This is a genomic window from Amycolatopsis sp. NPDC004625 (genome assembly GCF_040609695.1).
GTDB lineage: Bacteria > Actinomycetota > Actinomycetes > Mycobacteriales > Pseudonocardiaceae > Amycolatopsis.
Genome location: NZ_JBEXKX010000007.1, coordinates 73,880 through 94,306, shown reverse-complemented (window position 1 = coordinate 94,306; position 20,427 = coordinate 73,880). Strand labels below are relative to the sequence as shown.

Below are 20,427 nucleotides of genomic sequence, written 5' to 3'. Positions count from 1 at the left end.
ACCCCGCGGGGGTTTGTTTGTGCTCCGTCCACTCCCCCGCCCATCACCCCCCAAGGACGGGGTCAGGAGGTCTGGCCGGGCATGGCGATCGCCGTCGGCTTCTCGCCGGCTTCGGAACGCCAGGGGGTGCCGCGGCGGGCGGCGGCGACCAGGGCGTGCAGGGCCGTCGTGCGCAGGCCGGCGTCGTCGGTGTGGTCGATGACCGCCAGCCAGGCCGACGCGCAGTCCGCCTCGGCCGTCGCCACCACCTGTGACGCCGACTTCGCGTCCGTCACCGGGTTCTTCGGCACGTACGCCGCCTCCGGCGCGACCGGGGTCGCCCCGGCCGCCGAAAGCATCGACTGCAGCAGGTCGCGGCGGACGGCGTGCTCCGCCGCGCCGCTCTTCTCCGCGTCGCCGAAGTCGCCCGGCAGGAAGGCGCTGACCAGCCCGTACACCCAGACCGCCGCGTGCTCGGCGGCCAGCGCGCCCTGCAGCGGGTCCACCGCCTCCGGGGGTACGGCGCCGGAGGCCGCGGCGGGCGGCTTCGGGGCGTCCTCGCCGGGGCCCAGCGCCGGGGCGGTGCGCTGCAGCGCCGCACAGCCCGCCGCCACCGCGGCGACCAGGCCGGCGCGGTAGCGCGGCAGCCCGGGCACGAGGTCTTCGGCCTGCTTGCGCGCGGCCGCCAGCCGCTCCTTCAGCTCGCCCAGCGCCGCGGGGGCCGTCGCCGCCGCCGACGGTGACGGCGTGGGCCGGTTCAGCCGGTCCACTTCGGACTTGAGGGCGGCCGCGTGCGCCGCGCGCGCGTCGGCGAGCTGGCCGGCGGCGTCGGCGTCCGCACCCTTGGCCAGCGCCCGCGCGGCGTCGGCGTCGGCCTTGGCGGACGCCAGCAGCGGCTGCAGCGGGTCGGGGCTTTCGTCGTAGCCGGGCCCGCAGGCGGCGAGGGGAACGGCCAGTGCGGCCAGCGCCCCCGCGCGGAGGACGGTGCGTCGGGTCGGCTCGGTCGGTCTTCCGGTCACGCCGCCCCATCCTGCCAGGCCCCGGGGCGGCCCCGCCGCTCGCGCGGGCCGAGCGGGCGACCGGATAAGCTGGTCCACCACCGACCGCGCAACCGAGGAGAGCCCCACGTGCCAGGAGAACTCGCCAGCCGGCTTCAGCCGATAGTGGCCGAAGCCGTCACCGCCGCGGGTTTCGACCTCGATTCGTTCGAGGTGCAGCAGGCCGGCCGGCGGCAGCTGGTCAAGGTCGTCGTCGACGCCGACGACGGGGTCGGGCTGGACGAGGTCGCCGAGGTCAGCCGCAAGGTGTCGGCGGCGCTCGACGAGAACGACCACGTGCTGGCGAGCGCCTACACGCTGGAGGTCACCTCGCCGGGGCTCGACCGCCCGCTCACCCAGGCCCGGCACTGGCGGCGCGCGCGGTTCCGGCTGGTGAAGATCACCCCGGCCGACGGCGCGGCCTTCGTCGGCCGGGTCGGCCACGCGGGCGAACACGCCGCCCGCGTCCTCGAAGGCGGCAAGATCCGCGACGTCCGCTACGCCGACGTGGCGAAGGCGGTCGTGGAGATCGAGTTCAAGCAGCCGCCCGCCGAGGACCTGAAACTGCTCGAAGACGACGCGTCCGGCATCATCGCCGCCGAGACGGAGAAGGGGTCGAAGTGAACGTCGACATCGCCGCGCTGCGGGCGATCGAACGGGACAAGGACATCCCCTTCGAAACGGTGATCGAGGCCATCGAGACGGCCTTGCTCACCGCGTACAAGCACACCGAGGGCCACCAGCCGCACGCCCGCATCGACATCGACAAGAAGAGCGGCCTGGTCCGCGTGCTCGCGCACACGCTGACCCACGACGGCCAGGTCGACGAGGAGTGGGACGACACCCCCGAGGGGTTCGGCCGGATCGCCGCCACCACCGCGCGCCAGGTCATCCTGCAGCGGCTGCGCGACGCCGAGCACGAGAAGACCTTCGGCGAGTTCTCCACCAAGGAGGGCGAGATCGTCGCCGGCGTCATCCAGCGCGACGCCCGCGCGAACGCCCGCGGCATGGTCGTCGTCCAGGTGGGTGACACCGAGGGCGTGCTGCCGTCCGCCGAGCAGGTGGCGGGGGAGTCCTACGAACACGGCAGCCGGATCAAGGCGTACGTCGTCACGGTCTCGCGCGGCAACCGCGGTCCGCAGATCACGCTCTCGCGCTCGCACCCGAACCTGGTGCGCAAGCTGTTCGCGCTCGAGGTGCCGGAGATCGCCGACGGGACGGTCGAGATCGCCGCCGTCGCGCGCGAACCCGGGCACCGCACGAAGATCGCGGTCAAGTCCACCGTGGCGGGCGTCAACGCCAAGGGCGCCTGCATCGGCCCGGTCGGCGCGCGCGTGCGCAACGTGATGAGCGAGCTGGCCGGTGAGAAGATCGACATCATCGACTACTCCGAGGACCCGGCCCGCTTCGTCGGGAATGCGCTGTCGCCCGCGAAGGTTGTCTCGGTACGAGTCGTGGACGAGCGGGCGAAGACCGCCCGCGTCGTGGTGCCGGACTTCCAGCTGTCGCTGGCGATCGGCAAGGAGGGTCAGAACGCCCGCCTCGCCGCCCGCCTGACCGGCTGGCGGATCGACATCCGCAGCGACGCCGCACCGGCGGAGGACGAGGGTGATCAAGACCACGCCAGTCCGTCGCGGCCCGCCGCGACAACCGGTTCGGCTGAGTGAAGGTCGAAGCGCTAGACTCAGGAGTGGTTCGAAGCCCGCGGCGGGTAGCCGAGCACCAGCCCCACCGGAATTCCCCGGTGCGGACTTGTGTCGGCTGCAAGCGGCGGGCCTTGATCGGTGAGCTGCTGCGCGTGGTCGCGGTGGCCGGGCGGGTGGTCGTCGACGAACGTCGGCGGCTGCCGGGCCGGGGGGCTTGGCTGCACCCCGACCCGGACTGCCTGGCCAAGGCCGAACGGCGGCGAGCCTTCCCGAGGGCCCTGCGGGCTCAGGGGGCGCTCGACGCCCGCGAGGTCCGCGAGCACGTCGGGTGCACCGGAGCACCACGGACCACGCACCACGAACCCGGGACGTCCCCGGGGTCGCGAGGAAGCAAGGAAGCAGGTCGACCCGTCATGAGTCAGCCGTGAAGCTGAAGCCATGAGCGTCAGACAATAAGGACGAGGTCAGCGGGTTTTCCGCCTGGCCTCCCCTAGATGAGGAGAGTTGTGCCAGGCAAGGCCCGCGTACACGAGCTCGCGAAGGAGCTCGGCATCACCAGCAAGGACGTGCTCGCGAAGTTGAAGGAACAGGGCGAGTTCGTCAAGTCCGCGTCGTCCACGGTCGAGGCGCCCGTCGCCCGCCGTCTCCGCGACGCGTATGCGCCCAAGGGCGCCAAGAAGCCCACCCCCGGCCCGTCGGCGCGCCCCGGTCCGCCGGCCGCCAAGCCCGGACCCGCCGCCCCGAAGCCCCCCGCGCCTGCCCAGCAGGCTCCGGCGGCCCAGGCGACGCCCGCTCCGGCCGTGTCGGCCACGTCGGCTCCGGCCGCACCCCAGCAGCAGGCACCCGCGCCGTCGCGGCCGGCCACCCCGGGGCAGCGCCCCGGCCCCCGGCCCGGCCCGCGTCAGCAGCCCGCCGCGCCCGCACCCCAGGAGCAGGTCCCGGCCGCCAAGGCCGAAGCGCCCGCTCCCAAGCAGGACACCCCGGCGACGCCCTCCGCGGGCGGCACCGGCTCGGTCGTCCCGCCGAAGCCGCAGGGCCCCAAGCCCGGCGGTCCCAAGCCCGGCCCGCGCACCCCGCGCGTCGGCAACAACCCGTTCGGCGTCGGTTCCGGCGCCCCGGCCCCGCGCCCGCAGGCTCCGCGCCCGGGTGGCGGCCAGGGCGGCGACAACCGGCCCCCGCGTCCCGGCGGTGGCGCCGGCGGTGACCGTCCGGCCCCGCGGCCGGGTGGTGGCGCCGGTGGCAACCGGCCGAGCCCGGGCAACATGCCCCCGCGGCCGAACCCCGGCATGATGCCGGGCCGCACGCAGCGTCCCGCCGGTCCCGGTGGCGGCGCCCGCGGTGGCCCCGGTGGCGGCGCCCGTGGCGGCCCCGGTGGCGGCGGCGGTCGTCCCGGTGGCGGCGGCGGCGGTTTCCGCGGCGGTCCCGGTGGCGGTGGCGGCGGCGGTGGCTTCCGTCCCGGTGGCGGCGGCGGTGGCGGCGGCGGCTTCCGCCCGGGTGGCGGCGGTCCCGGCGGGGGCGGCGCCCCGGCCGGTGGCGGCGGCTTCCGCGGTGGCGGCGGCGGCCGTGGCGGCCCCGGTGGCCGTGGCGGTACCGCGGGTGCCTTCGGGCGTCCCGGTGGTCCCTCGCGCAAGGGCCGCAAGTCGAAGCGGCAGAAGCGCCAGGAGTACATGGACAACATGCAGGCGCCCAGCGTCGGCGGCGTCCGCCTGCCCAAGGGCCAGGGCGAGACGATCCGGCTGCCGCGCGGTGCCTCGCTGACCGACTTCGCCGAGAAGATCGACGCCAACCCGGCTTCGCTGGTGCAGGTGCTCTTCCACCTCGGCGAGATGGTCACCGCGACGCAGTCCGTGTCGGACGACATCCTCGAGCTGCTCGGCGGCGAAATGAACTACAACGTTCAGGTCGTCAGCCCCGAGGAGGAGGACCGCGAGCTCCTGGAGACCTTCGACATCACGTATGGCGAAGACTCCGGCGAGGAAGAGGACCTGCAGGTCCGGCCGCCCGTCGTGACCATCATGGGTCACGTCGACCACGGTAAGACCCGCCTGCTCGACACGATCCGGAAGACGAAGGTCCGCGAGAGCGAGGCCGGCGGCATCACGCAGCACATCGGTGCGTACCAGATCGAGACCGAGCTCGAGGGCAACCCGCGCCTGATCACCTTCATCGACACCCCGGGTCACGAGGCGTTCACCGCCATGCGTGCCCGTGGTGCGAACTCGACCGACATCGCGGTGATCGTGGTGGCGGCCGACGACGGTGTGATGCCGCAGACGGTCGAGGCGATCAACCACGCGCAGGCCGCCAAGGCCCCGATCGTGGTCGCGATCAACAAGATCGACAAGGAAGGCGCGAACCCGGACAAGATCCGGCAGCAGCTGACCGAGTACGGCCTGGTCGCCGAGGAGTACGGCGGCGACACGATGTTCGTCGAGATCTCCGCGCGGCAGAACATCAACATCGACGGCCTGCTCGAGGCGATCCTGCTGACCGCCGACGCCGCTCTGGACCTCCGGGCCAACCCGGACATGGAGGCCCAGGGTGTCGCGATCGAGGCGCACCTCGACCGCGGCCGCGGCCCGGTGGCCACCGTCCTGGTCCAGCGCGGCACGCTGCGCGTCGGCGACTCGGTCGTGGCGGGTGACGCCTACGGCCGCGTCCGCCGGATGGTCGACGAGCACAACGTCGACGTCACCGAGGCGCTGCCGTCGCGGCCCGTCCAGGTCATCGGGTTCACCTCGGTGCCGGGTGCGGGCGACACCTTCCTGGTGGTCGACGAGGACCGCGTCGCCCGGCAGATCGCCGAGCGCCGGTCGGCTCGCACGCGCAACGCCCTCAACGCGTCGCGCCGCAAGCGGGTCAGCCTCGAGGACCTCGACTCCGCCTTGAAGGAGACGAACAGCCTCAACCTGATCATCAAGGGTGACAACTCGGGTACGGTCGAGGCCCTCGAAGCCTCGCTGCTCCAGCTGGACGTCGGCGACGAGGTCGAGCTGAACGTGGTCCACCGCGGTGTCGGTGGCGTGACCGAGTCGGACATCGACCTGGCGACCGCGTCCGACGCGATCGTCCTCGGGTTCAACGTCCGCGCCCAGGGCAAGGCGACCGAGCGGGCCACCCGCGAAGGCGTCGACGTCCGGTACTACACGGTCATCTACCAGGCGATCGACGAGATCGAGCAGGCCCTCAAGGGCATGCTCAAGCCGGAGTACGAAGAGGTCGAGCTGGGCCGCGCGGAGGTCCGCGAGGTCTTCAAGTCCTCCAAGATCGGCACGATCGCGGGTTGCCTGGTCATGTCCGGCGAGATCCGGCGCAACGCCCGGGCCCGCCTGCTCCGCGACGGCACCGTCGTGGCGGAGAACCTGCCGATCAGCTCGCTGCGGCGGTTCAAGGACGACGTGGTCGAGGTCCGCGAGGGCTACGAGTGCGGTCTGACGCTCGGTTCGTACGGCGACCTCAAGGTCGACGACGTGATCGAGACCTACGAGCAGCGCGAAAAGCCGCGTTCCTGATGTTCGGGGCCGGGTGCGTGCGGGATCTCCCGCACGCACCCGGCGCTTCCCTACTACACCACCCAAACTGCCTATGTTCGTCGGAGCTCTCGAGCTCGACATCCTGCTCGGCGACGTCCATTCGCTGAAGCAGAAGCGATCCGTGGTCCGTCCGGTGCTGGCCGAGGTGCGCAAGCGCTTCGCCGTGTCGGCGGCCGAAGCCGGGCACACCGACCTGCACCGCCGGACCCTCATCGGGGTGGCCGTGGTCGCCGAAGGTGGCGAGCACGTGCGTGACGTGCTCGACTCGTGTGAGCGGTACGTCGCGAGCCGGCCGGAGTTCGAACTGCTCTCCGCCCGCCGGCGGCTGCTCGGCCCAGACGATTGAAATCTTTCTAGGAGAACGACATGGCCGATCCGGCTCGGGCTCGCAAGCTCGCCAAGCGGATCTCGCAGATCGTCGCGTCGGCGATCGAGCACGAGGTCAAGGACCCCCGGCTGGACTACGTGACCATCACGGACACGAAGGTCACCGGCGACCTGCACGACGCGACGGTGTACTACACGGTGCTCGGCGAGAAGCTGGACTCCGTCCCGGACTTCGCCGGTGCGGCGGCCGCGCTCGAATCGGCGCGCGGCGTGCTGCGCACGAAGGTCGGGCAGGGCACCGGCGTCCGCTACACACCGACGCTGACGTTCGTCGCGGACACCATCCCCGAGGAATCGAAGCGGATCGAAGACCTCCTCGCCAAGGCCCGCGAGGCCGACGCGGAGGTCGCCCGGCGCGCCACCGGCGCCCAGCACGCGGGTGAAGCCGACCCGTACAAGGCGCCGCGCGAGGCGGACGAAGACGAGTTCGCGGAGGAGGAGAGCCGGGGCTGACCCGTGCTTTCCCGGCGTTCTCTGCTCGCCGGCAGCGCCGGGGCGCTGCTGGCGGGCTGCTCGGCGGCCGAACCCCCGCCCGGCCCGCCGCCGGTCCCGGCTCCGGCCCGGCCGTCGGCACCGCCCGGCCCGGTGACGGTCCAGCGGATGCCCTCGGCGGCCCGCGGCACCGACGTCGACCTGGTCCTGATCACGCCGTCCGGGGTGCCGGCCGCGGGGTTGCCCGTGTGCCTGGCGCTGCACGGCCGCGGCGCCCGGGCTCGCACGTTCCTGCAGCTGGGCGTGCCGGACCTGCTGACGGCGGCGGTCCGTGCCGGAACCCCGCCGTTCGCGATCGCGGCGGTGGACGGCGACCACTACTGGGTCGAGACGGGGGCCGGCGACGACCCCCAGCGCATGCTCACCGACGAGGTCCCGGGGTGGCTGGCCGCCCGCGACCTGCGCCCGCCGTCGGCGGTGTTCGGCATTTCGATGGGCGGTTTCGGCGCTCTGCGGTTCGCCCGGGCGCACCCGGAGCTCAAGGCGGTCGCCACGGCGAGCGCGGCCCTGTTCGTCAGCTGGCCGGACGCCCGCAGCCGCAAGGTCTTCGCGGACGAGGCCGGCTGGCGCGCCTGCGAGCCGTTGCTGCACACCGCGCAGCTGCACCCCGGCGGCTTGGGCGTGTGGTGCGGCGAGTCGGACCCGTTCCTGGGCGCGGACCGCAAGCTGGTGAAGGCGGTCTCGCCGGAAGTGTCCCGGTTCTCCCCGGGCGGCCACGATGACGAATACTGGCGGGGCGTACTGCCGGAGATCCTGAAGTTCGTGGGGGAGCACCTGTGATCGATCCGTCCGGTCTGTCGAAGGCCGTCTGGACCGACGCGGACTTCGCGCAGATGGGCTGGCACGACAGCCGGGTCCACGCGTTCAGCCTCGTCGAGGACGACGACCTGCCCCCGAGCCGCCTGCTGCTGGATCTGGACTACCTCGTGCGCTGGGTCGAGCCGGCCCGGCGGCAGAAGCACTTCACGTTCTGGGTCGCCCCGGCGACCCTGGTGTTCGACCAGGCCTGGGACATCACCGGCGACCTCGGCCCGCTGTCCGGCCACCTGGAGCTCGCGGACCTCCACCGCCTCGACCCCCCGGACGGCAAGCCGTATCCGGTGTGGCACCTGGAGGGCCACGAGTTCGAACTCAAGTTCCGCGCCCGCGGCTTCCGGCAGTACTTCCGCCGGCCACCTCAGCACATCCCGCGGCAGGTCCTGACCATGGCCGAACGCGGCGGCCTCAGCTTCGCCGAAGAGGCGTTCGCCTAGCTCGCCGAGGCCGGGCAGACTGCTCCGATGGTCTCCGAACCCGCCCCCAGCGACCGCCTCCGCGGTGCCCGCCTCCACCGGTCCGACCTCACCGGCCTCGAAATCCGCGACTGCGAGGTGACCGGCCTGAAGATCGTCGACTGCTACGGCAGCAACGTCTCCCTCGGCGGCTACTTCGAGCGGGTCGTCGTCAACGATGTCGACGTGACCGCGTATGTCGAGGCCGAGCTCGACCGCCGGCACCCCGCGCGGGCCTTGGCACGGGAGGCGGCGTCCCCCGAGGACTACCGCGCCGCCTGGGACGCCGTCGAGACCCTCTGGGCCGCAACGCTCGACCGGGCGAGGCGGCTGCCCGAGGCCAAGCTGCACGAGCGGGTCGACGGCGAGTGGTCGTTCGCCGAGACGCACCGGCACCTGCTGTTCGCCTCCGACGCCTGGCTCGGCAACGCCGTGCTCGAGGAGGAAGCGCCCTACCACCCGCTGGGCCTCCCGGCGGACGGAATGCCCCCGGAGGACGCGGCGAAGCTCGGCCTCACCCTCGAAGCCACCCCGACGCTCGACGAGGTCCTCGCACCACGCCACGCCCGGATGGCCGCGATGCGGCGGGTCATCGACGACCTCACCCCGGCCGAGCTCGACCGCGTGTGCGCCCGCAAGCCGGCCGACCCGTACCCCGACCAGGAGTACGTCGTGCGCCGCTGCCTCAAGGTGGTGCTGAAGGAGGAAGCCGAGCACCACCGGTACGCCGTGCGCGACCTCGCGGTGCTCGAGGCGCGTTAGCCCTGGCTCCGGGCGAACAGGATCGCCTGCGAGACCTCGGCTTCCGGGTCCAGCAGCCACTCCGCTTCCACCCTGAACCCGGCGTCCCGCACCCGCCGCGCCAGCCACCACGGCTGCCGGAGGTGGACGTTGACCTTCATCGGGTGCCCGCCGTAGCCCTGGGTCTTCAGCCGCGTGCCCGCGCCCACGTGGTAGCCCACCGCCAGCAGGCCACCCGGCCGCAGCACCCGGTGGAACTGCTCCAGCGCGACCGGTACCGCCTCGTCCGGGACGTGGATCAGCGACCAGGACGCCAGCACGCCCGCGACCGAAGCGTCGGGCAGCGCGAGGTCCGTCATCGAGCCCACCTCGAACCGCAGCTCCGGGTGGGCCCGCCGGGCCAGGCCGACCATCCCCGGCGACAGATCGATCCCGGCCGCGTCGACCCCCAGCGAAGCCAGGTACGCCGTGAAGTGCCCGGGCCCGCAGCCCGCGTCCAGCACCGGCCCGTCGACCTGGGCGGCGAACAACGTCAGCGCCGCCTTCAGGTACGGCTGCCGGTCGAGCGCGTCCGACACGAACTCGGCGTAGCTCTCGGCCACCGTGTCGTAGGAGGTGGCGGTGTCCGCGAGCCAGGTCATCGCAGGCCGTCGAGGACCAGGGCGAGGCCGTGCCGCCAGTCCTGCGCCGCCGAAGCCGCCGCGAACACCACCGCGAAGTCCACCAGCCGGAAGTCCGGGCGCAACACCCCCGCGTCCTGGGCGCGCGAGACGATCCGCAGCATCCGGGAAGCGTTGGCCTGCTTGGCTTTTTCCAGCCCGGACGCCGGGTCGAACGTCCGCGAGCACACCTCGGTGAACCCGCGGTCCGAAACCTGCATCAGCACCGAACGCTCGACGAACAGGACGAAACCGGCCCACGGGTCCTCGCACGCGAGGGCTTCCTCCAGCACGGCCTCGGCTTCCTGCAGCGTCGGCAGGAACGCGGCTTCGACGAGGTCCGCCCGCGTCGGGAACCGGTTGTAGAGGGTGCCGATCGCGACCTCGGCGCGGCGGGCGATCTCGTCGAGCGGGGCGTCGACGCCCTTGGCGCGGAACACTTCCCGCGCCGCCGCGACCAGCGCTTCCCGGTTGCGGCGGGCGTCCGCGCGCAGGGGGCGGTGCTCGACGGTCACCCGCCGGAGTATAGCCGCGTACGCCTGAGCGGCCCGCCCGGTTGCCTCCTGATCGGAACCTCACAGCGGCCCCTTCGCCCGCCCGCCGGGAGCACAATGGGACCAGCGGGGGAGAACCCGCACCGAGGCGGCCACCGAGGGAGGTCAGCAGCCATCATGCACTCCGACCTTTCCCCGTCTGGCCGTACCGGAGTCCTCCTCGTCGGCACCCGCGGGCAGCGGGGCCCCGGAGAGGTGCTGATCAGGATCAGGGGTGGCCTGGAAACCTTCCTTGCCTGGTCCGACACGGAGCTGCCGAAGGGCACGACCGTCCTGGTCGTGGAAACCCGGGGCCGGCGCACGGTCGACGTCGTGGCGTGGGACGCCTCGGATCCTGCTTCTCAAAGCTAAGGACAGCCGATGTTCGGTTATCGCGTGCCTGCTCCCAACGAGGCGATGCTGATCTCCGGGGGAAAGAACAGCAAAGGCGCGTCGCCGTTCCGGGTCGTCACCGGCCACGGGGCGTTCGTCATGCCCGTTTTCCGGAAAGTCCGGTTCCTCACGCTCGCCATGTGCGAAGCCGAAGTGACCGAAGTGTGCGTGACGAAGCAGGCCATCGCCCTGACCGTCCGGGCGGTGATCGCGTTCAAGGTCGGCAACGACACCGAGAGCATCGTCAACGCCGGCCAGCGGTTCCTCTCCGACCAGGACCAGATGTCCGTGCTGACGGGCCGGATCTTCGCCGGGCACCTGCGGTCCATCATCGGGTCGATGACCGTCGAGGAGATCATCACCGAGCGGCAGAAGCTCGCCACCGAGGTGCTCGACGGCTCGGCCGTGGAGATGGCGAAGATCGGGCTCACCGTCGACGCCCTGCAGATCCAGTCGATCGACGACATGAAGCTCGGCTACATCGCCGCGATGGCCGCGCCGCACAACGCCGCCATCCAGCGGGACGCGCAGATCGCCCAGGCCGTGGCGAACAAGACGGCGGCGGAAGCCGAACAGGAGTCGCAGCGCACGCAGGCCGAGTACGCCCGGCAGACGTCGGTCGTGCAGGCGCGGTACCGCGCCGAGGTCGAAGCGGCGCAGGCCCAGGCGGCCCAGGCCGGCCCGCTCGCCCAGGCGCGGGCGCAGCAGGAGGTCATCGACGCGCGCACCGAGCTGGCCCAGCGCGAAGCCGAACTGCGGCAGCAGCAGCTGGTGGCCGAGGTCATCAAGCCGGCCGACGCCGAGGCCGAGCGCATCCGCATCCTGGCCGTCGCCGAGGCGGAGAAGATGCGCATCCAGGCGGAGGCGGCCGCGTCGCACAACCGGGTCGCGCTCGACCGGATGCTCATCGACCAGCTGCCGCAGATCGTCAAGGAAGCCGGCCGCGGCCTGTCGGGGGCGAACGTCAACATCCTCAACGGCGCCGACGGCCTCGGCGAAATGGCCGCCGGGCTGGTCGGCCAGGGACTGTCCATCCTGGACTCGGTGAAGCGCGGCCTGAGCACCCCGCCCGCGCCCGCGGCCGCACCGGAGGAAAACGGTCAGGTGGTGCCCAAACCGGGTGAGCTCACCGCCGGCTGAGGGTCAGGAAGCGGGTTTCGCCGCGACGACCAGGTCGCGCAGGATGGCCTGGTCGACGCGGTGGGAGAACTCCTCCCACGGCCCGCCTTCGCGGACGTCCAACCCGGCCTTCCGCAGCACCTCGACCAGTTCTTCCCGCGGCAGCACGGTGGTGTTCCACGAGATGCCGAGCGCCCCGCCGGGCTTCAGCACCCGGGTCCACACCGGAACGGCCGCCGCGAGCAGGTCGCGCGGGCTGCGCTGCAGACCCGCTTCGCGGTGGCTGCCGTGCTGGACGCCGTACGGCGCGTCGGTGACGATCACGTCGCAGGAGTTCGCCCGCAGCACCTCGTCGGTGGTCAGGGTGTCGGCGTTGAAGTAGGTGAGCTTGCGCGTGTCGCCCGCTTTGTACGCTTCCTTGTCCAGCGCGTACTCGATGTCGAGGCGGCGGCCGAGGCGGACCTTGTTGCGCCGCAGCTGACCGGAGTCGGCGGTGTGCTTCACGCGCTTGGTGCGCAGCCACGTCTTGATGAACGCCTCGTACGCCTCGAAATCCTTGGCGTCGACGTCCAGGCCGGTCGCGTGCAGGCCGTACATCATCGCCTGGTTGAGCGTGGTCCCGCGGCCGCACAGCGGGTCGAGCAGGTACTTCGGCCGGTCCGAGAACGGGTCCGCGGTCGCCATCAGCGTGACGTTCACCAGCAGCTGGGTGAACAGCTCGTTCGTCTTGCCCGCGTACTTCTGGATGGTGAGCAGGTCCGAGTCGGCCTTCGCCAGCCGTGTCACCTGCACCGGACGGAGGACGCCGTCACCCAGCTCGAACAGCGCGTACAGCGACGAGAGGTTCGACAGCAGCGCGAGGTCGCGCTCGGCCAGGGGCACCGAGCTGGTGAACCGGACGTAGCCGACGCCGCCGAGCTCGACCTCCTCGATCGCGGACAGCTCGGCCGCCAAAGCCGCGCCGAACACCGCCAGCTCGGCGCGCAGCAGCGCGGGGGCGGAGGCGGCGTAGACCCGGTTGGCCGAGGGGTAGACCAGCATCGCGTACTCAGGCATCCCGCAGAGCGTAGCGTGACGCACCGTGACCCCTACTTCGGCGCAGGACATCCGGGACGCGGCCGCACTGCTCGCGCCGGCCACCGACGTGACGATCCTCGGGCACGTCCGGCCCGACGCGGACGCGCTGGGCAGCGCGCTCGCCCTCGGCCGGGCGCTGCGGCAGCGCGGCGCGAAGGTGCGCGTCTCCTTCGGCGAGCCGGACGAGGCGCCGGAGACGCTGCGCTGGCTCGACGAGGACGGCCTGCTCACCCACCCGGACGCGCTGCCGGACGCCGACGGGCTGCTCGTCTGCGTCGACACGCCGACGCCGAAGCGGCTCGGCCGGCTCGCCGGGCGCGTCGAGCTCGCCGGCGCGGTGCTGGTGATCGACCACCACGCGACCAACACGTTCTACGGCACCTGCCACGTCGTCGACGAGAGCGCCGAGGCCAGCGCGGTGCTCGTGTTCCGCGTCCTCGAAGAACTGGGCGCCGAGCTGGACGAGCCGATCGCGCGCGGGCTCTACGCGGGGATCGTCACCGACACGAGCGGGTTCCGCCGGGCGAGCCCGCAAACGCACCGGATGGCGGCCCGGCTGCTGGAAACCGGGGTGGACCCGGAGGCGGTGGTGCGGCGGATCGTCGACGAGCGCCCGTTCGCCTGGCTGCCGATGCTGTCGTCGGTGCTGCGCGAGGCCCGGCTGGAGCCGGAAGCCGCGCAGGGCCGCGGTTTCGTGCACGCGGTGGTGCCCCTCGAAGCGGCGCGCACGGTCCGCGGCGAGGAGGTCGAGTCTGTCATCGACGTCGTCCGCTCGGTGCGCGAGGCGGCCGTCGCGGCGGTGCTCAAACAGGACCCGGCGCAGCCCGGGCAGTGGCAGATCTCGTTGCGCAGCATCGGGATCGACGTCTCGGCGGTGGCGGCGGAGTTCGGCGGCGGCGGGCACCGGCAGGCCGCGGGCTGCACCATCGCGGGCTCGGCTTCGGATGTCGTCGCGGGCTTGCGCGAGGCGCTGGAGCGGGCACCGCTGCTGTAGGCGCGTCGGCCGGCGGGGGCGGAAAGTTCCCGGGTTCCCGCCGGTCAGAACCGTCGGTGGAGGCAGTTAGAGTCCGGTTCGTGGTGAATGTGGAGGAGACCGAGCGGGTTCCGGCGAAGCGCGTGCTGGGGCTGGCCGTGCCCGCGCTGGGGGTGCTGGCCGCCGAGCCGCTGTACGTGCTGGTCGATACGGCCGTGGTCGGTCACCTCGATGCGCTGTCGCTGGCCGGGCTGGCGCTCGGCGGCGTCGTGCTGGCCCAGGTGTCGAGCCAGCTCACGTTCCTGTCGTACGGCACGACGTCCCGCACAGCGCGACTGCACGGCGCCGGCCGCCGGGCCGACGCGGTGCGCGAAGGCGTCCAGGCGACGTGGCTGGCGGTGTTCGTCGGGCTGGTCGTGCTGGCCGCGGGGCAGCTGCTGGCCTGGCCGATCGCGCGGGTGCTTTCGGGGAGTGACGAGATCGCGTCCGCCGCGGTGTCGTGGCTGCGGATCGCCCTGTTCGGGGCGCCCCTGATCCTGGTCACGATGGCCGGCAACGGCTGGATGCGCGGCGTCCAGGACGCCGCGAAACCGCTGCGGTACGTGCTGGCCGGCAACGGGATCTCGGCCGTGCTGTGCCCGGTGCTCGTCTACGGGGCCGGGCTGGGGCTGGAGGGCTCGGCGATCGCGAACGTCGTCGCGCAGGTGATCTCGGCGTCGCTGTTCGTCCTGGCGCTGGTGCGCGAGAAGGTCGGCCTGCGGCCGGACTTCAGGGTGATGCGCGCCCAGCTCGGCCTGGGCCGCGACCTGGTGCTGCGCAGCCTGGCGTTCCAGGCGTGCTTCGTCTCGGCGGCGGCCGTCGCGGCCCGGACGTCGACCGAGGCGGTCGGGGCGCACCAGGTGGTGCTGCAGCTGTGGACGTTCCTCGCGCTGGTGCTGGACTCGGTGGCGATCGCCGCGCAGTCGCTGGTCGGGGCGGCGCTCGGGGCGAACTCGGCGCGGCAGGCGCGCGGGGTGGCGTCGCAGATCACCGGGTACGGGCTGCTGATGGGGTGCTTCCTGGGCGTGCTGTTCGCGGCCCTGTCGTGGGTACTGCCGCACGCGTTCACGTCCGACCCGGGCGTGCTGGCGGAGATCCCGCACGCGTGGTGGTTCTTCGTGGCCCTCCAGCCGATCGCGGGAGTGGTCTTCGCCCTGGACGGCGTCCTCCTGGGCGCGGGCGACGCGGCCTTCCTCCGCAACGCGACCCTCGGCAGCGCGGCACTGGGCTTCCTCCCGCTGATCTGGGCCTCCCTGGCCTTCGGCTGGGGCCTCACGGGCATCTGGACCGGCCTCTCCCTCTTCATGCTCCTCCGCCTGGCCGCGGTCCTGGCCCGCTGGCGCTCCGGAAACTGGGCGGTAACCGGCGCCACCCGCCCCGCCTGACGTGCGCAAACAGGCATCACGCGTGATCCCGCGGGCAGCACGCGTGTCCGGACGGGCAGCACGCGTGATCGAGCGGGCATCACCGTGATGCCTCCCCAATCACGCGTGATGCCCCTCCAATCACGGGTGATGCCTCTGCAAGCACGGGTGGTGCCCCTCTGAGCTCGGGTGATGGGGGTTACCTGTGGGGAAAACCACCCGGGTCGCGGCTATGGTTCGTGGTTGCTTAGGCGATACAAGTAGTAGGGACGGCAGCGTGGGCGTCCTGCGCCCCGACACCGCCCACCTCTGGAGGAACCTGTGCCCGCCACCGGCCGTGCCACCGCCCGGTCCTGGCTGATCTGGCTCGCCGCCGTCACCGTCTACCTCCTCGCCGTCTTCCACCGGACGTCGTTCGGGGTCGCCGGGCTGCAGGCCGCCGAACGCTTCGGCGTCGGCGCGGCCGCGCTCGGCACCTTCACCGTCCTGCAGGTGGGCGTCTACGCTGCGATGCAGATCCCGACCGGCGTCCTGGTCGACCGCTACGGTCCCCGCCGCGTCCTCACCGTCGCCGTGCTGGTCCTCGGCGCCGGCCAGCTCCTGCTCGGTCTCGCCCACTCCTACGGCCTCGGCCTGCTCGCCCGCGGCGTCCTCGGCCTGGGCGACGCGCTCACCTTCGTCAGCGTCCTGCGCCTGGTCGCGGCCCACTTCCCGGGCCGCCAGTACGCGCTGCTGACGTCGTTCACCGCCGCCGTCGGCTACATCGGCAACCTCGCCGCGACCGTCCCGCTGGCCCTCGTCCTCGACAGCGCCGGCTGGACCCCGACCTTCCTCGCGGTCGGCGCCGTCACCGTCCTCTACACCCTGGTCGTGACGCTCCGGGTCCGCGACGTCCCGGCGGGCACCGAGGAGCCCGTCCGCGAGCAGGTCCGGCCCCGCGAGCTGGCCGGCCGGGTCGCCGAAGCCTGGCGGACGCCCGGGACGCGCCTGGGTTTCTGGGTCCACTTCAGCACGATGTTCGCCCCGAACGCCCTGACGCTGCTGTGGGGCGTCCCGTGGCTGGTGCAGGGCCAGGGCCAGTCGAAGGCCACGGCGAGCGCGATGCTGACGGTGTTCGTCTTCGGCTCGATGGCCGGCGGCCCCGCGCTCGGCGGCCTGATCGGACGACGCCCGTCGCTGCGGATGCCGCTGGTCGGCGGCTACATCGGCGGGGCGGCGCTGGTCTGGGCGGTGCTGCTGGGCTGGCCGGGCCGGATGCCGCTGCCGGTGCTGGTGCCCGCGTTCGCCTTCCTGGCCCTCGGCGGCCCGGCCTCGATGATCGGCTTCGCCCTGGCCCGCGACTACAACCCGCTGAGCCGCGTCGGCACGGCGACCGGCGTGGTCAACGTCGGCGGCTTCGTGGCGACGACGATCGCCGCGCTCGCGGTCGGCGTGCTGCTCCAGATCACCGGCGGGAACTTCCGCGTCTCCCTGCTGGCCCTGGTGGCGGTGCTCGCCTTCGGCACGTTCCGGATGTTGGTGTGGTGGCGCCGGACGCGCACCCACCTGTTCCTGGCCGAGGCGCGCGGCGAGGAGCTGCCGGTGCGCATCACCCGCCGCCGCTGGGACGCGGCGTTGCCGGAGACGCCGATCGTCGCCGCCTGATCACCCGTGCCGGGGGACCAGCCAGCACAGGCAGAAGGGATGCCCGGCCGGGTCGGCGTACACCTGGAAGTCGTCCCCGGACGTGCTGCCCGTGGCCGCCTTCAGCACCGTGGCGCCGAGCGCCATGACGTGCTCGTGCGCTTCGGCGAAGTCCTCGACCCAGAGGTCGAGGTGCACTTGCTGCTTCACCGGCCCGTCCGGCCACTTCGGCGGCGTGTGGTCCGGCGCGAGCTGCACGCCGATCCGCGGCGCACCGTCCACCAGCACCATGTGCCAGTCACCGTCCTCGTCGACCTGGCCGCCGAGCACCCCGGCCCAGAAGCGGCTCTCGGCGGCGAGGTCGGCCGCGTCGAAGGTGACGACCTGGTGGTTGATCCGCATGGCCCCAGTCTGCCGGAGTCACCGCCGGACCGGGGCCTGCGGCAGCCTGGCAAGCCTCCGTCCGCGCCGCCCGACCGTCGTCCGATCCGCGACAAGCGGCCGCTAGGGTTGCCGCGTGTCGAGCCCCAAACCGCCCCGTCGTCCTGCCCCGCCTCCCGGTCTTCTCATCGTCGACAAGCCCGCCGGGATGACCTCCCACGACGTCGTCGCGCGCGCCCGGCGGATCATGGGGACGCGCAAGGTCGGGCACGCCGGGACGCTCGACCCCATGGCCACCGGGGTGCTCGTGCTCGGCATCGAACGCGCCACCAAGCTGCTCGGCCACCTGGCCCTGGACCGCAAGACCTACCTGGCCACCCTCAGCCTCGGCAGCAGCACCACCACCGACGACGCCGAGGGCGAAGTCCTGAGCCGAGCCGAGACGGAAAAAGTCACCGACGAGGACATCGCCACCGGCATCGAGAAGCTCACCGGCGACATCCAGCAGGTCCCGAGCGCGGTCAGCGCGGTCAAGATCGACGGCAAGCGCGCCTACGCCCGCGTCCGCGCCGGCGAGGACGTCGTCATCCCGGCCCGCCCGGTCACCGTCTACCGCTTCGACGTCCTGGGCATCCGGCACGAGGACGACCACGTCGAGGTCGACGCCGTCGTCGAGTGCTCCTCCGGCACCTACGTCCGCGCCCTCGCCCGGGACCTCGGTGCCGACCTCGGCGTCGGCGGCCACCTGAAGGCCCTCCGGCGCACCACCGTCGGCCCCTTCACCCTCGCCAAGGCCAAGACCCTCGACCAGCTCGAGGAACAACCCGAACTGAGCCTCGACCTCGACGCCGCCGTCGCCGCCGCCTTCCCGCGGCGCGACCTCGACGCCGCGACGGCGAAGGCCGTCCGCCACGGCCAGCGCATCCCGGCGGCCGGGCTCGAAGGCACCTACGGGCTCTTCGGCCCCGACGGCCGGGTGCTCGCCCTGGCCGCCGACGAACAGGGCGTGTCCCGCGCAGTGGTCGTGTTGCTGCCCGCCTAGGGTGGGCTCGAGAGACGGGAGTGTGACGTGCTGCGGTGGCGTGGACTGGGGGATCTCCCCGGCAGCTGGGGCCGGTGCGTGGTCACCATCGGCGTGTTCGACGGTGTCCACCGCGGGCACCAGGAGCTGATCAGCCGGACGGTGGCGGCGGCCGCCGAACGCGGGCTGCCGAGCGTCATGCTGACGTTCGACCCGCACCCGTCGGAGGTCCTGCGCCCGGGCAGCCACCCGGCGCAGCTGACGACGCTGCGGCGCAAGGCCGAGATCGTCGAGGGCCTCGGCATCGACGTCTTCTGCGTGCTGCCCTTCACCCTCGAGCTGTCCCGGCTGCTGCCGGAGGAGTTCGTGCACGAAGTGCTGGTCGACCGGCTGCACGCGGCCGCGGTGATCGTCGGCGACAACTTCACCTTCGGCGCCAAGGCGGCCGGCACCGTCGAGCTGCTGCGCACCCTCGGCCGCCGGTTCGGGTTCGCCGCGTACGGCGCCGAGCTGCAGGGCAAGGAACTGTCCGAAGAGGACCAGTCGGCCATCACCTTCTCGAGCACCTACGTCCGCTCGTGCATCGACGCCGGTGACGTCGTCGCGGCGGCCGAAGCGCTCGGCCGCCCGCACCGCCTCGAAGGCATCGTCGTCCGTGGCGACGGCCGGGGCCACGAGCTCGGCTACCCGACGGCGAACCTCTCGACGCCGCGCTTCGCCGCCGTCCCCGCCGACGGCGTCTACAGCGCGTGGTTCACCCGTTCGGCCGACCCGAAGCGCCGGCTGCGCGCCGCCGTCTCGGTGGGCACCAACCCGACGTTCTCCGGGCGCGAGCGGACCGTCGAGGCATTCGTCCTCGACGTCGACGAGGACTTCTACGGCCAGCACGTGGCCATCGACTTCGTCACGCGGCTGCGCGACCAGGTGCGCTTCGCCGATTCGGCCGGGCTCGTGGCGCAGATCGACGACGACGTGGTGCGGACGAGAAAGGCACTCGAACTGCCCCCGGACGCCCTGACCGGGGACGAACAGGGGATTACGCGTTCACGCACGTGACAGCGATGGCAAGATGCCTACGGACGTGCGTACGGGGTTTAGGGGAGCGGAACTGGTGGAGGACCACAAGATCGTCCAGCGGAACATCGCGTTGCAGCGCGAGTGGTACGGGGAGCCGCTCGGCGACCGCGTGCGCCGGCTCGTCGTCGCGTTCGACGTTTCGCAGGCGTTCCTGGCCGAAGTCCTCGGGATCAGCGCCCCCATGCTCAGCCAGGTGATGAGCGGGCGGCGGGCGAAGATCGGCAACCCGGTGGTGCTGGCCAGGATGATCATGCTCGAGCGCAAGATCCTCGTGCCCGAGGTCGCGGCGGGCAACCGCGAGGCGATGCTGGCCGCGATGGAGGACGTCCGCGACTCCCGGCCCACCGTCGGCCGCGACAACATCCCGGTGGTCAACGAAGACCAGAAGGTCCTCGCCTACCTGCGCGACCTGGCCGAGGACGAGGACCTGGGCGAGGCCGCCAAGCGCCTCGACGACGAGTTCCCGGCCATCGCCGACCTGCTCCGCCGGGCGGGCAACGGCTCCTGATGCCGGTCCTGTTCAGCGCGCTGCTCCCGCCTGCGGACGTCCGCGAGGCGATCGCCGGGGCCGTGGGCGACCCGCAGGACGGCCTCCGCTGGGAGCCGCCGGAGCGCTGGCACATCACCCTCGCCTACTACGGGCCCGACGACGTCGAGACCCGCGCCGCCTGGCTGGGCGAGCGGCTGGCCGGCCGCGGCCCGGTCGACGTCCGGCTGGAAAAGGCCGCGACGTTCCCCGGGGTGCTGTGGTTGACTGCCCTCGGATCGGAGCTGACGCCCCTCGCGCACGCCGCGGGCGCCGACGCCGAACCGAGGCCCTACCGGGCCCACCTGACGCTCGCGCGGTTCCCCCGGGAAGAACCCGGGCTCGCCGCGCGTTGGATCGAAAGCCTCGCGGGCTTCACGAGCCGGCGGTGGCGCGCCGCGGAAGTGGCGCTGATGACCAGCGAGCGCGAGCCGGGTGGTCCCCGGTACTCCGTGGCTCGCGCCTTCGAGCTGGACCGCGGCTGAACAGGCAGTTCAGCGGGCTGGTAACCTCAACGACCGGGTCCGGCTGCAGTCCGTGGCGGCCGTGACCGTCT

22 protein-coding genes are annotated in these 20,427 nt (G+C 72.7%); 17 read left to right on the top strand and 5 right to left on the bottom strand.

The genetic code is table 11. The annotated features are described in order from the left end of the window. Nucleotides 1-62 precede the first annotated feature (62 nt). On the bottom strand, nt 63-998 hold the full coding sequence (locus ABZW17_RS10155; protein ID WP_354811681.1) for a ferritin-like domain-containing protein: 936 nt from the start codon (nt 996-998) through the stop codon (nt 63-65). A 108-nt stretch (nt 999-1,106) separates the two neighbouring features. Here ABZW17_RS10155 and rimP point away from each other — a divergent pair, with 108 nt between their 5' ends. The 9 genes from rimP (at nt 1,107) to ABZW17_RS10110 (ending at nt 9,107) form a co-directional block, all read left to right on the top strand. Further along, nucleotides 1,107-1,640: a ribosome maturation factor RimP gene (gene rimP / locus ABZW17_RS10150; RefSeq protein ID WP_354811679.1), complete on the top strand. Its 534-nt coding sequence runs from the start codon at nt 1,107-1,109 to the stop codon at nt 1,638-1,640. Continuing rightward, complete coding sequence (gene nusA / locus ABZW17_RS10145; protein WP_354811677.1) at nt 1,637-2,683, top strand: transcription termination factor NusA; 1,047 nt, start codon at nt 1,637-1,639, stop codon at nt 2,681-2,683. The genes rimP and nusA overlap by 4 nt, the downstream gene beginning before the upstream one ends. Before the next feature lie 77 nt (nt 2,684-2,760). Next, nucleotides 2,761-3,090: a YlxR family protein gene (locus tag ABZW17_RS10140; protein WP_354811675.1), complete on the top strand. Its 330-nt coding sequence runs from the start codon at nt 2,761-2,763 to the stop codon at nt 3,088-3,090. Nucleotides 3,091-3,168: 78 nt separating this feature from the next. After that, a complete protein-coding gene (gene infB, locus ABZW17_RS10135; RefSeq protein ID WP_354811673.1) occupies nt 3,169-6,174 on the top strand; it encodes a translation initiation factor IF-2 in 3,006 nt (1,001 codons plus the stop codon). 73 nt (nt 6,175-6,247) lie between these two features. Then, nucleotides 6,248-6,541 (top strand): DUF503 domain-containing protein, encoded by a 294-nt coding sequence (locus ABZW17_RS10130; protein WP_354811671.1) that lies wholly within the window; start codon nt 6,248-6,250, stop codon nt 6,539-6,541. Between the two features lie 20 nt (nt 6,542-6,561). Continuing rightward, nucleotides 6,562-7,035 (top strand): 30S ribosome-binding factor RbfA, encoded by a 474-nt coding sequence (rbfA, locus tag ABZW17_RS10125; protein WP_354811669.1) that lies wholly within the window; start codon nt 6,562-6,564, stop codon nt 7,033-7,035. Between the two features lie 3 nt (nt 7,036-7,038). Next, nucleotides 7,039-7,854, top strand: a complete 816-nt coding sequence (locus tag ABZW17_RS10120) for an alpha/beta hydrolase-fold protein (protein ID WP_354811667.1) — start codon at nt 7,039-7,041, stop codon at nt 7,852-7,854. After that, entirely contained in the window at nt 7,851-8,327 is a 477-nt protein-coding gene (locus ABZW17_RS10115; protein ID WP_354811665.1) for a hypothetical protein, read from the top strand. The genes ABZW17_RS10120 and ABZW17_RS10115 overlap by 4 nt, the downstream gene beginning before the upstream one ends. 27 nt (nt 8,328-8,354) lie before the next feature. Beyond that, nucleotides 8,355-9,107 carry a DinB family protein gene (locus ABZW17_RS10110; protein ID WP_354811663.1) on the top strand — a complete coding sequence of 251 codons (753 nt, stop codon included), beginning with the start codon at nt 8,355-8,357 and terminating at the stop codon, nt 9,105-9,107. Here ABZW17_RS10110 and ABZW17_RS10105 read toward each other — a convergent pair. Continuing rightward, nucleotides 9,104-9,727, bottom strand: a complete 624-nt coding sequence (locus tag ABZW17_RS10105; RefSeq protein WP_354811661.1) for a class I SAM-dependent methyltransferase — start codon at nt 9,725-9,727, stop codon at nt 9,104-9,106. The genes ABZW17_RS10110 and ABZW17_RS10105 overlap by 4 nt on opposite strands. Beyond that, entirely contained in the window at nt 9,724-10,260 is a 537-nt protein-coding gene (locus ABZW17_RS10100) for a helix-turn-helix domain-containing protein (protein WP_354811659.1), read from the bottom strand. Before ABZW17_RS10100 ends, ABZW17_RS10105 begins: the two co-directional genes overlap by 4 nt. Nucleotides 10,261-10,674: 414 nt before the next feature. Between ABZW17_RS10100 and ABZW17_RS10095 the strand changes: the two genes are divergently transcribed. Beyond that, nucleotides 10,675-11,811, top strand: coding sequence for an SPFH domain-containing protein (locus ABZW17_RS10095; RefSeq protein ID WP_354811657.1), 1,137 nt, complete (start codon nt 10,675-10,677; stop codon nt 11,809-11,811). Between the two features lie 3 nt (nt 11,812-11,814). Here the strand turns inward: ABZW17_RS10095 and ABZW17_RS10090 are convergent, their stop codons facing one another. Continuing rightward, nucleotides 11,815-12,846, bottom strand: coding sequence for an SAM-dependent methyltransferase (locus ABZW17_RS10090; protein WP_354811655.1), 1,032 nt, complete (start codon nt 12,844-12,846; stop codon nt 11,815-11,817). 25 nt (nt 12,847-12,871) lie between these two features. Between ABZW17_RS10090 and ABZW17_RS10085 the strand changes: the two genes are divergently transcribed. The 3 genes from ABZW17_RS10085 (at nt 12,872) to ABZW17_RS10075 (ending at nt 16,887) form a co-directional block, all read left to right on the top strand. Beyond that, the gene (locus ABZW17_RS10085) at nt 12,872-13,861 is read left to right on the top strand and encodes a bifunctional oligoribonuclease/PAP phosphatase NrnA (RefSeq protein WP_354811653.1); all 990 of its coding nucleotides are present in this window, start codon (nt 12,872-12,874) and stop codon (nt 13,859-13,861) included. A gap of 83 nt (nt 13,862-13,944) precedes the next feature. Then, nucleotides 13,945-15,264 carry an MATE family efflux transporter gene (locus ABZW17_RS10080; RefSeq protein ID WP_354812041.1) on the top strand — a complete coding sequence of 440 codons (1,320 nt, stop codon included), beginning with the start codon at nt 13,945-13,947 and terminating at the stop codon, nt 15,262-15,264. 300 nt (nt 15,265-15,564) lie between these two features. Next, the gene (locus tag ABZW17_RS10075; protein WP_354811651.1) at nt 15,565-16,887 is read left to right on the top strand and encodes an MFS transporter; all 1,323 of its coding nucleotides are present in this window, start codon (nt 15,565-15,567) and stop codon (nt 16,885-16,887) included. Here the strand turns inward: ABZW17_RS10075 and ABZW17_RS10070 are convergent, their stop codons facing one another. After that, nucleotides 16,888-17,268, bottom strand: coding sequence for a VOC family protein (locus ABZW17_RS10070; RefSeq protein ID WP_354811649.1), 381 nt, complete (start codon nt 17,266-17,268; stop codon nt 16,888-16,890). A 115-nt stretch (nt 17,269-17,383) separates the two neighbouring features. On the opposite strand from ABZW17_RS10070, the gene truB reads away from it, so the two are divergent. The 4 genes from truB to thpR are packed head-to-tail and all read left to right on the top strand — an operon-like array spanning nt 17,384 to nt 20,356. Continuing rightward, the gene (truB, locus tag ABZW17_RS10065) at nt 17,384-18,289 is read left to right on the top strand and encodes a tRNA pseudouridine(55) synthase TruB (RefSeq protein WP_354811647.1); all 906 of its coding nucleotides are present in this window, start codon (nt 17,384-17,386) and stop codon (nt 18,287-18,289) included. A 27-nt stretch (nt 18,290-18,316) separates the two neighbouring features. Further along, complete coding sequence (locus ABZW17_RS10060; RefSeq protein ID WP_354811645.1) at nt 18,317-19,324, top strand: bifunctional riboflavin kinase/FAD synthetase; 1,008 nt, start codon at nt 18,317-18,319, stop codon at nt 19,322-19,324. Nucleotides 19,325-19,379: 55 nt separating this feature from the next. Beyond that, the gene (locus ABZW17_RS10055) at nt 19,380-19,853 is read left to right on the top strand and encodes a helix-turn-helix transcriptional regulator (RefSeq protein WP_003084028.1); all 474 of its coding nucleotides are present in this window, start codon (nt 19,380-19,382) and stop codon (nt 19,851-19,853) included. After that, on the top strand, nt 19,853-20,356 hold the full coding sequence (gene thpR, locus ABZW17_RS10050; RefSeq protein ID WP_354811643.1) for an RNA 2',3'-cyclic phosphodiesterase: 504 nt from the start codon (nt 19,853-19,855) through the stop codon (nt 20,354-20,356). Before ABZW17_RS10055 ends, thpR begins: the two co-directional genes overlap by 1 nt. Nucleotides 20,357-20,427 lie beyond the last annotated feature (71 nt).

Bases quoted from the DNA above. Each gene is read 5' to 3' on its own strand.
- ABZW17_RS10130 (WP_354811671.1), top strand. From the start codon at position 6,248: ATGTTCGTCGGAGCTCTCGAGCTCGACATCCTGCTCGGCGACGTCCAT.
- rbfA (WP_354811669.1), top strand. From the start codon at position 6,562: ATGGCCGATCCGGCTCGGGCTCGCAAGCTCGCCAAGCGGATCTCGCAG.
- ABZW17_RS10110 (WP_354811663.1), top strand. From the start codon at position 8,355: ATGGTCTCCGAACCCGCCCCCAGCGACCGCCTCCGCGGTGCCCGCCTC.
- ABZW17_RS10105 (WP_354811661.1), bottom strand. From the start codon at position 9,727: ATGACCTGGCTCGCGGACACCGCCACCTCCTACGACACGGTGGCCGAG.
- ABZW17_RS10090 (WP_354811655.1), bottom strand. From the start codon at position 12,846: ATGCCTGAGTACGCGATGCTGGTCTACCCCTCGGCCAACCGGGTCTAC.
- ABZW17_RS10070 (WP_354811649.1), bottom strand. From the start codon at position 17,268: ATGCGGATCAACCACCAGGTCGTCACCTTCGACGCGGCCGACCTCGCC.
- thpR (WP_354811643.1), top strand. From the start codon at position 19,853: ATGCCGGTCCTGTTCAGCGCGCTGCTCCCGCCTGCGGACGTCCGCGAG.